The organism is Polynucleobacter sp. JS-Safj-400b-B2 (assembly GCF_018881975.1).
In the GTDB taxonomy this organism is placed as follows: domain Bacteria; phylum Pseudomonadota; class Gammaproteobacteria; order Burkholderiales; family Burkholderiaceae; genus Polynucleobacter.
The window spans coordinates 63868-77234 of record NZ_JACVPJ010000001.1 but is presented as its reverse complement, the minus strand read 5'-3'; the positions used below and the strand labels follow the sequence as shown (position 1 = coordinate 77234).

Annotated in this window: 13 protein-coding genes; 7 read left to right on the top strand and 6 right to left on the bottom strand. The window is 45.7% G+C overall.

From position 1 onward, the window contains the following. Positions 1-109: 109 nt before the first annotated feature. Genes moaE through ICN48_RS00400 form a run of 6 tightly spaced genes read right to left on the bottom strand, consistent with a single transcriptional unit; the run spans position 110 to position 6131 of the window. Positions 110-565, bottom strand: a complete 456-nt coding sequence (moaE, locus tag ICN48_RS00425) for a molybdopterin synthase catalytic subunit MoaE (protein ID WP_216151796.1) — start codon at positions 563-565, stop codon at positions 110-112. A 1-nt stretch (position 566) separates the two neighbouring features. Beyond that, positions 567-824 (bottom strand): molybdopterin converting factor subunit 1, encoded by a 258-nt coding sequence (gene moaD, locus ICN48_RS00420; protein ID WP_216151795.1) that lies wholly within the window; start codon positions 822-824, stop codon positions 567-569. A gap of 17 nt (positions 825-841) precedes the next feature. After that, entirely contained in the window at positions 842-2065 is a 1224-nt protein-coding gene (gene glp / locus ICN48_RS00415; RefSeq protein ID WP_216152055.1) for a gephyrin-like molybdotransferase Glp, read from the bottom strand. Between the two features lie 40 nt (positions 2066-2105). Beyond that, positions 2106-3548 (bottom strand): threonine synthase, encoded by a 1443-nt coding sequence (thrC, locus tag ICN48_RS00410; protein ID WP_216151794.1) that lies wholly within the window; start codon positions 3546-3548, stop codon positions 2106-2108. A gap of 19 nt (positions 3549-3567) precedes the next feature. Beyond that, entirely contained in the window at positions 3568-4878 is a 1311-nt protein-coding gene (locus tag ICN48_RS00405) for a homoserine dehydrogenase (protein ID WP_216151793.1), read from the bottom strand. Continuing rightward, the gene (locus ICN48_RS00400) at positions 4875-6131 is read right to left on the bottom strand and encodes an aminotransferase class I/II-fold pyridoxal phosphate-dependent enzyme (RefSeq protein ID WP_216151792.1); all 1257 of its coding nucleotides are present in this window, start codon (positions 6129-6131) and stop codon (positions 4875-4877) included. Before ICN48_RS00400 ends, ICN48_RS00405 begins: the two co-directional genes overlap by 4 nt. 79 nt (positions 6132-6210) lie before the next feature. Here ICN48_RS00400 and ICN48_RS00395 point away from each other — a divergent pair, with 79 nt between their 5' ends. Genes ICN48_RS00395 through ICN48_RS00365 form a run of 7 tightly spaced genes read left to right on the top strand, consistent with a single transcriptional unit; the run spans position 6211 to position 13345 of the window. Continuing rightward, entirely contained in the window at positions 6211-6588 is a 378-nt protein-coding gene (locus ICN48_RS00395) for an Mth938-like domain-containing protein (protein WP_216151791.1), read from the top strand. Beyond that, positions 6588-8270, top strand: coding sequence for a glycosyltransferase family 39 protein (locus tag ICN48_RS00390; RefSeq protein WP_216151790.1), 1683 nt, complete (start codon positions 6588-6590; stop codon positions 8268-8270). Before ICN48_RS00395 ends, ICN48_RS00390 begins: the two co-directional genes overlap by 1 nt. An 11-nt stretch (positions 8271-8281) precedes the next feature. Continuing rightward, positions 8282-9436 (top strand): DegT/DnrJ/EryC1/StrS aminotransferase family protein, encoded by a 1155-nt coding sequence (locus ICN48_RS00385; RefSeq protein ID WP_216151789.1) that lies wholly within the window; start codon positions 8282-8284, stop codon positions 9434-9436. 41 nt (positions 9437-9477) lie between these two features. After that, positions 9478-10440 carry a glycosyltransferase gene (locus ICN48_RS00380; protein ID WP_216151788.1) on the top strand — a complete coding sequence of 321 codons (963 nt, stop codon included), beginning with the start codon at positions 9478-9480 and terminating at the stop codon, positions 10438-10440. Further along, complete coding sequence (locus ICN48_RS00375; protein ID WP_216151787.1) at positions 10441-11310, top strand: formyltransferase; 870 nt, start codon at positions 10441-10443, stop codon at positions 11308-11310. A 48-nt stretch (positions 11311-11358) separates the two neighbouring features. Further along, on the top strand, positions 11359-12405 hold the full coding sequence (locus tag ICN48_RS00370; RefSeq protein ID WP_216151786.1) for a bifunctional UDP-4-keto-pentose/UDP-xylose synthase: 1047 nt from the start codon (positions 11359-11361) through the stop codon (positions 12403-12405). A 22-nt stretch (positions 12406-12427) separates the two neighbouring features. Beyond that, complete coding sequence (locus ICN48_RS00365) at positions 12428-13345, top strand: polysaccharide deacetylase family protein (RefSeq protein ID WP_216151785.1); 918 nt, start codon at positions 12428-12430, stop codon at positions 13343-13345. Positions 13346-13367 lie beyond the last annotated feature (22 nt).

Below are 13367 nucleotides of genomic sequence, written 5' to 3'. Positions count from 1 at the left end.
GTAATTACTAAGGAATTCCCTTGGATGGTGCAGAAAAACCTATTTTGATGCACCTTGATGCACCAATAAAAACCTTAAATAAGGAACCAATCCGGCAAAGAAAAAGAAATTAGTCCGACTTCCAACGAGCCATTGCGGCTTCATCGGTTACACGGGCATCAACCCAGCGAGCACCATCAGGGGTGTCTTCTTTTTTCCAGAATGGTGCTGCTGTTTTAAGGTAATCCATAATAAACTCGCAAGCAGCAAAAGCTTCACCTCTATGTGCACTAGTGACCGCTACCAGCACAATTTGATCTTCGGGCAACAAAGGCCCAACACGATGAATTACTAGAGTTTGATAAAGATCCCAGTGGGACTTAGCTTGATTCAGGATTTCTTGGAGTGCCTTCTCAGTCATTCCAGGGTAGTGCTCAAGCGTCATGCCTTTTACCTGGCTACCATCATTCATATCTCGCACGGTACCCAAGAAAGTAACCACCGCGCCAACACGTGGATCACCTTTGCGCAATAGCGCTATTTCTGCACTAATATCAAAATCACCTTCTTGAATTTTGATCGCCACTTTAGCCCCCAGTTACCGGAGGAAAGAAAGCCACTTCAGCACCATCTTGCAATGGAGTGCTTGCATCAACCATATGCTGCTGCAATGCGCAGCGCAATACCCTGCCTTCAGCCAAGACCTCAGCCCAAGGGTTACCACGCTCGATAAGATACGACCTAAGATCGGCAATGGTTTTGACTGATGCAGGAATGGTGATGGTCTCTTGCGAGACACCGAGGGCCTCACGCAAGGAGGCAAAGAATCGTAATTCGAGTTTCATGAGTAATCGTAAACCGATTATTTAAGAAGTGCATCAAAAGGGATGTACTTCACTAGATCGCCAGTTTTAATTGGCTGGTTTGGTGGGCAATCTACTAAACCATCACCCCAAGAGACGCTTGTGAGGACACCAGAGCTTTGATTAGGGAATAAATCTAAGCCGCCCCGATGATTCATCTTGACACGTAAAAACTCATTGCGGCGATCGGCTTTTAACCAATCAAAATCAGCGCGTATGAAATAGGATTGCGGAAGCTTGGCTTCACGCCCTTGCAGCTTCAAAATAAAAGGACGCACGAATAATAGGAAGGTTACAAAACTGGATACAGGATTGCCGGGCAAACCAATAAACCAAGCCTCGCCATCTTTGGGTTCATCTGATTTGCGAACCGCACCAAAGGCCAGCGGCTTACCAGGCTTAATGGCAATCTGCCATAGATCCAATCTACCCTCAGCAGTAACTGCCGGCTTAATATGATCCTCTTCACCAACTGAAACACCACCGGAAGTGATGATCAAATCATGATCTTTACTAGCTTTACGTAATGCTGTACGGGTTGCGTCTAAGCGATCTGGAACAATACCTAAATCAGTTGCGTCACAACCTAAAGACTTGAGACAGGCCAATAAAGTATCGCGATTGGAGTTATATATGCCTCCAGGTTTTAAGGGTTCACCTGGAAGTGCCAACTCATCGCCAGTAAAAAATGCTGCCACCCTTACCCGACGCTTAACATTTAAATGGGTCAATCCGGCAGAAGCGGCAACACCCAACTCTTGGGGGCGCAAGAATGTACCAGCGGTCAAACAAGTTTTGCCAGCAGTTAAATCCTCGCCTCTGCGACGAATCCACTGACCTTCTATAGGAGCAATGTTTATAGTAACTTGATCAGCTTGACCCTCTGTCAAGCAATCCTCTTGCATCACCACTGCATCAGCACCAGGAGGAACGGGAGCGCCAGTAAAAATTCTGGCAACAGTACCAGGCTCCAATTGCACACCCATGGATCCAGCTGGAATACGTTGAGCAATCTTAAGAATGCTTCCAGCAGTTTGAGTATCCGCAGTGCGCACGGCATAACCATCCATCGAGGTGTTATCCAATGGCGGCACGTCAACTAAGCTACTCACGTTTTCAGAGAGCACGCGACCTAAGGCGGCTTGCATAGCAACCTTCTCACTCTCAGAAACCACTTGAGCATGAGAAAGCAAATGATCTAAAGCCTGCTGCGCAGTCAACATCGGTGGCTTTGTCATAGCGGTTTGTATTGCTTGATTAGTATTAATTGAGATGCGTTGTGATGAAATCTTTTACTTGATTTACATCTGCATCGATATTCTCTACGCGCTGCGGCTTGGACTTAATGTCTTTGAAAGCTGGCGGACATTCCGCAGGACGACCTAAAGCAACTTCGATAGTTTCTTCAAACTTAATTGGGAGCGCTGTCTCGAGCACGATCATTGGAATGCCGGCCTGTAGATGATCACGAGCTACCTTAATGCCATCAGCAGTATGCGTATCAATCATGACGCCGTAGCGTTTATCAATGTCGCGAATAGTTTCTAGGCGATTCTCATGCGTGCTGCGACCAGACTGAAAGCCATATTTGCCAAGCTCTTTAAAGACTGTGTCTTTTGAGATATCAAAACCACCAACTTCATCAACCTGCTTGAACATGGCTGCAGTAGCTTTGCCATCTTTGCCCATAAAGTCAAATACAAAACGCTCAAAGTTACTTGCTTTAGAAATATCCATAGATGGACTGGACGTATGTAGTGTCTCAGCAGACTTACGCGCACGATAGACGCCAGTGCGGAAAAACTCATCAAGCACATCATTCTCGTTTGTAGCAGCAATCAAATGCTCGATAGGAAGACCCATCATACGGGCAACGTGACCTGCGCAGATGTTGCCAAAGTTACCAGAAGGTACGGTAAATGAGACTCTTTCGGAACTAGATTTAGTGGCTAATAGATAACCTTGGAAGTAATACACCACTTGAGCAACTACACGACCCCAGTTAATCGAGTTCACTGTGCCAATTTGGCTCTTCGCTTTGAAGGCGTGATCATTGCTTACTGCTTTAACAATATCTTGGCAGTCATCGAAGACACCAGCTACTGCTAAGTTAAAAATATTGGGATCTTGTAATGAATACATTTGCGCTGACTGGAAAGCGCTCATCTTGCCGCGTGGCGAAAGCATAAACACCTTCACACCTTCTTTGCCGCGCATAGCGTATTCAGCAGCGCTACCAGTATCGCCAGATGTGGCGCCCAAAATATTGAGATGCTGACCTTTTTTCTTTAAAGCATACTCAAAAAGATTGCCAAGCAATTGCATAGCCATATCTTTGAAGGCTAACGTTGGTCCATTTGAAAGGCTCAAGAGACCAATTCGCGCTCCATGTTCCTCACCCAACCAATGTAAAGGCGTGATGTCTTTAGCATTATCTTGTGCACGACCATTGCAGTAAACCTGCTCTGTATAGGTTTTGCGCAAGAGTGCACGCAAATCTGCCTCAGGAATATCGTCGCAATACAGACTTAATACTTCATAAGCAAGATCAGCATATGACAAGCCACGCCAAGAATCTAATTGTGCCGCAGTGACTTTTGGGTACTGAGTAGGCAAATATAAACCACCATCAGGCGCCAATCCGCCTAGCAAAATTTCTAAGAAGGATTGTTGCGGACTATTGCCACGAGTAGATTGGTAACGCATGTATTTTGCTAATTTTTACTTAAGACAGATTTTCTAAACGGATTTTCACGACTTCGCCAGCAACGGTTTTGAGAGCCTGAATCTCTTTGATTGCGGCAAGCATGTTCTTTTCTTTAGTCTCATGAGTTAAGGCGACTAAATCGGTTTGACTTTCACCTTCATCAGCTTCTTTTTGCAAGAGCGCATCAATAGAAACACTATGGGATGCCAAAATCCTCGTGATGTCAGCCAATACACCGGCCTGATCAGCTACGCGCAAACGCAAGTAATAGCTGGTAGTGATCTCACCAATTGGTAATACTGGTGTGTCATGCACAGCATCAGGCTGGAAGGCCAAGTAAGGTACGCGATGCTCAGCATCAGCACTTAGTAAGCGAGTGATATCCACCAAGTCAGCAATCACTGCTGAAGCGGTTGGCTCAGAGCCAGCACCTTTGCCGTAATACAAAGTAGTACCTACAGCATCACCAAATACTTGAACCGCATTCATGGCACCTTCAACGTTAGCAATCAAACGCTTGGAAGGAATTAAGGTTGGGTGCACGCGCAATTCAACGCCTGATGAAGTTTTCTTTGCGATACCAAGCAGCTTAATGCGATAACCCAATTGCTCGGCATATTTAATATCAATCGCATCTAATTTAGTAATACCTTCAATATGTGCTTTTTCAAACTGCATTGGAATACCAAATGCAATCGCACTCATGATGGTGGCTTTATGTGCAGCATCAACACCTTCGATATCAAAAGTTGGATCTGCTTCCGCATAACCCAAACGTTGTGCTTCTTTAAGCACAGTTCCGAAATCCAAACCTTTATCGCGCATCTCTGACAAGATGAAATTGGTTGTACCGTTAATAATGCCGGCAATCCATTCAATGCGGTTTGCAGTTAAACCTTCACGCAAGGCTTTAATGATTGGAATGCCACCCGCAACAGCGGCCTCAAACGCAACCATCACGCCTTTAGCATGTGCTGCTTTAAATATCTCATTGCCATGAACGGCGATCAACGCCTTATTTGCTGTGACCACGTGCTTGCCAGCAGCAATAGCTTCAAGGACTAATTCTTTAGCAATGCCATAACCTCCAATCAACTCAACAACGATATCGATCTCTGGGTTATTGATCACTGCGCGAGCATCATTGACTACTTGTGCGCGATCTTTAACCAACTCTTTAGCGCGCTCTACATTTAAATCAGCAACTGTATTAATGCGAATGCCTCGCCCAGCACGACGGGTAATCTCATCTTGATTTCGCTCGAGAACAGTGAATACGCCACCACCAACGGTGCCAATACCTAATAGACCTACTTGAATCGGTTTCATGATGCCTTTGCTGCTGCTGAAGAAGCCTTGCGGCTGTGTTTATTACGATAACGCTCCAGAAAACGGGCAAGGCGGCTGATAGCTTCCTTAAGCACATCTTCGTGAGGCAAGAACACTACACGGAAGTGATCAGGCTTGCCCCAGTTAAAACCAGAGCCCTGCACTAACAATACTTTTTCTTCCTTCAAGAGATCGGCAACAAACTGTTGATCATCTTCAATAGGATAGATCTCGGGATCTAGCCTTGGAAATAAATACAAAGCTGATTTTGGTTTGACACAAGTGACGCCCGGAATATCCGTAATGAGTTTCCAAGCCAGATCACGCTGCTTTGCAAGACGACCGCCCTCACTCACTAAATCATTGATACTTTGGTATCCACCCAATGCTGTTTGAATCGCATACTGACCTGGCACGTTTGCACATAAGCGCATTGAGGCCAACATATTGAGGCCTTCGATATAGTCGCGGACCATTTCTTTATCGCCTGAAACCACCATCCAGCCAGCGCGGTAGCCGCAGGAACGGTAATTCTTAGATAAACCGTTAAAAGTGATGGTAACCACATCAGTCGATAAAGAAGCTAATGAGAGATGCTTTTCACCGTCATACAACATCTTGTCGTAAATCTCGTCAGCAAACAAAATCAAACCATGCTCGCGCGCAATCTGAATCATCTCCAACAAGACTTCTTTTGAGTAGATTGCGCCGGTCGGATTGTTTGGGTTAATCACGACAATCGCTTTAGTACGCGGTGTAATTTTTTTACGGAGATCATTTAAGTCTGGCGCCCACTCTTTGGATTCATCACAAAGATAGTGAACAGGTGTACCGCTAGATAAACTAACTGCGGCTGTCCATAAAGGGTAGTCTGGTGTTGGAACTAAAACTTCATCACCATCATTTAAGAGAGCGTTCATTGAGAGAACAATGAGCTCAGAAACACCATTGCCGGTATAGACATCATCCAAGGTCACGCCTTGAATGCCTTTTTCTTGGCAATACTGCATGATGGCTTTGCGAGCGGCAAAAATTCCTTTGGAATCAGAATAGGCTGAGGCATTGCTTAAATTGCGAATCATATCCAACTGAATCTCTTCAGGCGGATCAAAACCGAAAACCCCCACGTTTCCGATGTTTAACTTGATGATTTTGTGGCCTTCTTCCTCCATGCGCTGAGCAAGCTCGAGCACCGGCCCACGTATGTCATAACAGACGTTATCGAGCTTTTGGGACTTTCGGATTGGCTTCACAATAAATTTAAGGGTAAGTTCTTGAAATATGAGAAAAAACAGCTAGCTATAATCCACATAATTATGACAGAGAGTCCACTTGAAGCTTCAATCTGACCCCCATTCCGGAGCGAATACGATCACCGGCTACGGCGATGGCTACGTAGAGATCAATAAGATCCCCTACGCCCATGCAGTCCTACTAAGTTCGGATGGCGCCATCACTGATTGGTCCGCCCAGACTTTTGACAGCCTAGAGGCTAGTCATTTCGCCCAAATGGTTGATTTAAAACCAGAATTAGTCCTTGTTGGGACCGGAATCCGCCAGCGCTTTCCTAAGCCAGAACTGCTTAAATCCTTGATTGAGGCCAAAATTGGCTTTGAAATCATGGATTCCCAGGCTGCCTGCCGAACTTACAACATCCTAGTCGGCGAGGGTCGTCAGGTCGTGCTTGCCCTGATAGTGGAACCCACTTAATGCAATTTGGCCAAATTCGGCAATCTTCAGCCCTGCATCCAGGCAAGATTTTGCTGTTGGTAATCATTTATGCCCTACTCTGGTTTGGCACGCTTAATTACCGTCACCTTATTCCTTCAGATGAAGGACGCTACGCAGAAATTGCCCGAGAAATGCTAGTCACTGGTGATTGGATTACACCTCGTTACAACGGCTACAAGTATTTTGAAAAACCCCCTCTTCAAGCTTGGGCAACTGCCGCTGCATTTCAAGCATTTGGTATTGGCGATTGGCAAGCAAGATTGTGGGCCGCATTAACTGGCTTCCTGACAATTGTTTTAGTGGGATTTACTGGCGCTCGAATTTATAACGCCAGAGCAGGATGGCTGGCAGCTGTTGTATTGGCCTCAAGTCCAATGTGGATCATCAGCGGTCACTTTAATTCACTAGACATGGGCCTATCTGCTTTTTTAGTTGCTGCACTTTGCAGTCTGCTGCTTGCACAAACCTCTCACAACAAAGGGAGTTGTCGAAATTGGATGTGGGCTTGCTGGGCTTTCATGGCGCTCGCTACTTTGTCCAAGGGCGTCATTGGCGCAGCGATCCCTGCCATGGTTTTTATTGCCTATTCCATCAGTACATGGGACTGGAAAATCTGGGATCGCTTACGCTTATTTAGTGGCAGCCTCTTGTTCTTGGCAATCACTGCGCCTTGGTTCATATTGGTTGCGCAACGCAATCCTGAATTTCTAGAATTCTTCTTTATTCATGAGCATCTGCAACGCTTCACACAAGATGCACATAGTAGAACGGGTCCTGCCTATTACTTCGTGCCATTACTGCTAATTGACCTACTTCCCTGGGTTCTGCAAATTCCTGGGTCACTTGCACAAGCCTGGGGTGAGCGCCGCCGCGAGTTCTCTGCAAGCTGGTTATTGGTCTGCTGGTTTTTAGTGATCTTTGCATTCTTTAGCGTCTCACGCTCTAAGTTACCCGGCTACATCATCCCCGTTTTTCCCGCACTTGCTTTGATTATTGGCAATCGTTTAGATCACTTACTTGGTCACACCAACACCATGGCATTACCATGGAAATTACAGACCTTTGGATTTGCAATTCTCGGTCTCGTTGGATTTTTCTTTTTGGATGCCATTGGCAAGCAAGCAAGGCCTGATGAAATTGAAGCTTATGCGCAATACACCTATTGGGTTATTGCAGCATTAGTTGCACTAGTGAGTTTTAGCTCATATGCTGCATGGCAAAGTAAACGTAACGGCACTCAAAGTATTGTGAGTTTTGCTTGTGGATTTTTTCTGTGCGCCATCATCGCGGGAACGGGTCATGAGACTTTGGGTCGCGCTGTCTCGGGCATCGATTTAGTTGAGCGAGTAAAAGCCTCCATTCCTGAAAAAGTGAACTTCTATTCAGTACGTCTTTTAGATCACACCGTGCCTTTCTATTTAGGCAGAACGATGATCATGGTTGAATCACCCGATGAGCTTGAGTTTGGGGTTAATCAAGAGCCAGAACTTTGGATGTCGACATTAGACGCCTTTATTACCCGCTGGCAAGAAGATCAAACAGCCTACGCCATCATGGTTCCAGAGCAATTTGATACGCTTAAGACTCAGGGCTTCCCAATGCAGGAAGTCGATCGTGATTCACGCAGGGTCATTGTTAAGCATCCAGATATCTCGCAGTAATATAGGACACCATGTCAAACTTCATCCCCTTCACACGCCCTAGCTTTAATCAAGAAACCATTGATGCTGTTTCAGAGGTATTGCGTTCAGGATGGGTGACATCCGGACCGAAGTTGGCCGAGTTTGAAGCTGCTTTAAGTCAATACTTTGGCGGTCGTCCGGTACGCTGTTTTGCCAATGGCACCGCAACCATGAAGATCGCTCTGCAAGTTGCCGGCATTGGTGATGGCGATGAAGTAATTACCACTCCAATTTCTTGGGTAGCAACTTCTAATGTGATTTTGGGCGTTGGCGCCAAACCAGTATTTGTGGATATTGATCCCGTTACACGCAATATTGATCTGAATAAAGTTGCTGCTGCAATCACTTCAAAGACTCGTGCAATCATGCCAGTCTATTTAGCTGGTCTACCTGTGGATATGGACCAGCTCTACGCATTGGCAAAACAACACAATCTTCGCGTCATCGAAGATGCAGCGCAAGCCTTTGGGTCACAGTGGCAAGGTAAGAAGATTGGTAGCTTTGGCGACCTGGTGAGCTTTAGCTTTCAAGCCAACAAGAATCTCACTACCGTTGAGGGTGGCTGCCTTGTTCTCAATAATCTCGATGAAGCAAAGCTTGCCGAGAAGTTCCGCCTTCAAGGTTTGACCCGTCAAGGTATGGACGGTATGGATGTTGATGTATTAGGTGGAAAAGATAACTTAACTGATGTGAACGCAGCAATTGGTCTTGAGCAACTGAAGCAGCTCCCCTCTTATCAAGCACGTCGTGCTGCACTTGCCCGTCAATACTTTGATGTGATTCGTACTGAATTGAAATCTGTTGGATTGAAGAGTTTGCGCTTAGAACTTCCAGTAGAAAATTTCACTGATAGTAACTGGCATATGTTTCAAGTTGTTTTGCCGCTTGATCAATTAAATACAGACCGCGCCCAAGTGATGACCGAGTTAAAAGATCTTGGTATTGGCACTGGCGTTCATTACCCTGCAATTACTGGATTTACTCTTTATAAAAATCAAGATTACAAAACATCGGATACGCCAATTGCTGAACGCATTGGCAGATCCATTCTCACTCTCCCCTTATTTCCCGCAATGACCGATGAGGATATTGGCCGCATAGCCAGCGGATTGGTCGGAATTTTGCAGAAATACCGAAAAAACTAGTGTTCTTGGGTTAAACCTACAGAATCAGGCAAAATTGCGCCATGACTGCAAATTTAGTTGCCAACCCAACACTCAGTATTGTTATCCCCGTTTACAACGAGGAGGACGGACTAGAGGCCCTGTTTAGTCGCCTCTATCCAGCATTAGATGCTCTGGCCAGCAAACGCAATATCAGCTACGAGATCGTATTCGTAAATGACGGCAGTACAGATCGTTCCGCCGGCATTCTTTCCAAGCAAGTTGAATTGCGTCCCGAGGTGACTCGTGCTGTTTTATTCCACAGCAACTTTGGTCAACATATGGCGATCATGGCCGGCTTTGAATACGCCAAAGGCGAACACATCATCACCTTAGATGCAGACTTACAAAATCCCCCTGAAGAAATTGATGCGCTCACTGAGCAACTCTTAAAAGGTCATGATTACGTTGGCACTATTCGTGCCGATCGCCGTGATAGCTTCTTTAGAAAATTTGCTTCGCGCGCCATGAATCGCTTGCGTGAAAACATTACCCGTATCACGATGACTGATCAAGGCTGCATGTTGCGTGGCTATAGTCGCCGCATTGTTGATCTAGTTCGTCAATGTGATGAGAGCAATACTTTTATTCCAGCACTGGCTTATACCTTTTCTGCAAATCCAGTAGAGATTACTGTTAAGCATGAAGAGCGTTTTGCTGGTGAATCTAAATACAGTTTGTATCAATTGATTCGTCTGAACTTTGATTTAGTGACTGGATTTTCTGTTATGCCCTTGCAGATTTTCTCAATACTCGGCATGCTTCTCTCTCTTGCAGCTGGTAGCTTGTTTATCTACCTGCTAGTGCGCCGCTTTGTTCTGGGCGCTGAGGTTGAGGGTGTTTTTACCCTCTTTGCTCTTACCTTCTTCTTGATTGGTGTGATGCTCTTTGGACTCGGTCTATTAGGTGAGTATATTGGTCGCATCTATCAGCAAATCCGCAAGCGTCCTCGCTATGTTGTGCAAACCGTTTTAGAGAAAAAATAATTGCACGCAGTCGTCTTTGCTTATCACGATGTTGGCGTCAGTTGCCTCAAAGCACTTCTCAACGCAGGCATAAAAGTCGATTTAGTGGTAACCCACCAAGACGACCCCAATGAGAATGTTTGGTTTGGAAGCGTTGAAAAACTCTGTCTAGAAAAAGCTATTTCTTACATCACACCCAGCGCTGATGAGTTGCTTACTTTACTTCCGAAGTTTCAAGCGATAGCACCAGATTACATTTTTTCTTTCTACTATCGCTTCATGATTCCGGGGCAGATTTTGCAATGCGCAAAAATTGCCGCACTCAATATGCATGGCTCGCTTCTTCCCAAATACCGAGGACGTGCACCGGTTAATTGGGCCATTCTGCATGGCGAGACTGAGACTGGCGCAACTTTACACGTCATGGAAGCAAAACCGGACGCAGGAGATATTGTTGGGCAAGCAGCCGTCAGCATCGGCCCAGATGAAACCGCTACTAATGTATTTGCTAAGGTCAGTCAGGCTGCCGTGAACGTGATCGATCAGGTCCTGCCTAGCCTTCTAAAAGGAATTGTTCCCCGCAAGGCGAACGAGCTCCAAAAAGGCAGCTATTTTGGCGGTAGAAAGCCTGCAGATGGCCAAATTCATTGGAATCAGACTGCTAAACAGGTCCATGACCTCGTTAGAGCGGTTGCACCTCCTTATCCAGGGGCCTTTACGGCACATGATGGCAAGACCATGATCGTGGCCCGCACCAGCCTAAATGGGCCATTTCCAGCCAATCTCGATCTTGGGGTTTGTGGCATCCAAGTGGTTGATAATCGGGTATTCGGCATTTGTGGCGACCATCAAGCAGTGGAAGTACTGGAATGGTTTCCAGCTAGCAATTAAATGGCAACTGAGCAGCAACACTTATTAGATTAAAACGAGGCAGTAAAGATGAAAAAAGTACTCATTCTTGGTGTTAATGGTTTTATTGGCCACCACCTTTCCAAGCGCATTCTCGAGACAACCGACTGGGATGTCTATGGCATGGATATGCAAAATGATCGTCTTGGTGACTTAGTCAATCATCCACGCATGCACTTCTTCGAAGGTGATATCACCATTAATAAAGAATGGGTTGAATACCATATCCGCAAATGCGACGTTATTCTCCCTTTAGTTGCGATTGCAACTCCTGCAACTTATGTCCAGCAACCACTTAAGGTATTTGAGCTCGACTTCGAAGCCAATCTCCCCATCGTGCGCTCAGCAGTCAAATACAAGAAGCATTTAGTGTTCCCATCAACTTCTGAAGTATATGGAATGTGTGAAGATAGCGAATTTGATCCTGCTAAATCGAATATGGTTTACGGTCCAATTAATAAGCCGCGCTGGATCTACGCTTGTTCCAAGCAACTCATGGATCGTGTGATCTGGGGTTATGGCATGGAAGGCTTACGCTTTACCCTCTTCCGCCCGTTTAACTGGATTGGCCCCGGTCTAGATAGTATCTACACACCAAAAGAAGGTTCTTCCCGTGTAGTGACTCAGTTCCTAGGTCACATAGTTCGTGGCGAATCTATCAACGTGGTTGACGGTGGCGCACAGAAACGTGCCTTTACTTACGTTGATGATGGCATTGATGCCTTAATGCGTATCATCGACAACAAAGATGATATTGCTAATGGCAAGATCTATAACATCGGCAATCCAAAGAACAATCATTCTATTCGTGAGCTAGCCAATCAGATGCTAGAAATTGCTCGCAGTATTCCTGAGTATGCAAAGACTGCTAATGAAGTAAAGATTGTAGAAACTACTTCTGGCGCTTACTACGGCGAAGGCTATCAAGACGTTCAAAATCGCGTCCCTGCAATTGACAATACGATGAGTGAATTAGGTTGGAAGCCAACTACAACCATGAGCGATGCGCTTAAGAATATTTTCGAGGCTTATCGTGAAGATGTTGAAAAAGCGCGTACCTTAGTTGATAAAGAATAAGCAAAAGTAGACCCAAAGGTACATGGCTAAGATAGCTCTCAAGGTTGATGTAGATACCTTACGCGGTACTAAAGAAGGCGTCCCTAACCTAGCTCGGACTCTAGATCGTCTTGGTCTTAAAGCGACCTTCCTGTTTAGTCTTGGACCTGACCATACTGGCTGGGCTTTGAAGCGTGTCTTTCGCCCAGGCTTTCTGAAGAAAGTCAGCCGCACCTCCGTTGTAGAGCACTATGGCATTAAGACCTTGCTATATGGGGTTCTCCTTCCTGGACCAGACATCGGTAAAAAAGCTGCTGCAGAAATGCGTGCAATTGACAAAGCGGGTCATGAGACAGGTATTCATACTTGGGATCATGTCGCCTGGCAAGATGCAGTGCGTAATCAAGATGCTGCTTGGACAAAAGCGATGATGCAAAAGAGTTGGGATCGTTTTGTAGAAATCTTTGGTCATACACCAGTCACTTATGGTGCTGCCGGGTGGCAAATGAATGCAGCTGCCTTTGAGCAGCTCGATCAATGGGGCATTGCCTATTCTTCTGATGGCAGGGCTGAGCCCAATCTCATACCTTATCGTCTTGCCTTACCTTCCGGCAAAGCAAAGCATGTTCAGTACCCAACTACACTCCCCACCTTTGATGAACTTATTGGCATCGATGGCGCAGATGAATTTGGTGCAGTTAAAAAGTTATTAGAGATCACCCAAAGCAACCCAAACGACCAAGTATTCACGCTACACGCTGAACTAGAAGGTCAAAAGCTATTGCCGGCATTTGAGCAGCTATTGGCTGGATGGCTAAATCAAGGCCATGAGCTCGTCACTATGGGGGAGCTTCACAAATCCTGGGAAGCCACCAAGCAACTCGATAAAATAGCGGTATTACCACTGACCTGGGGTGAAATACCCAATCGCAGTGGCGACTTAATCATTCAAAATAACTAGAACTCAGAGATATTAACCAACG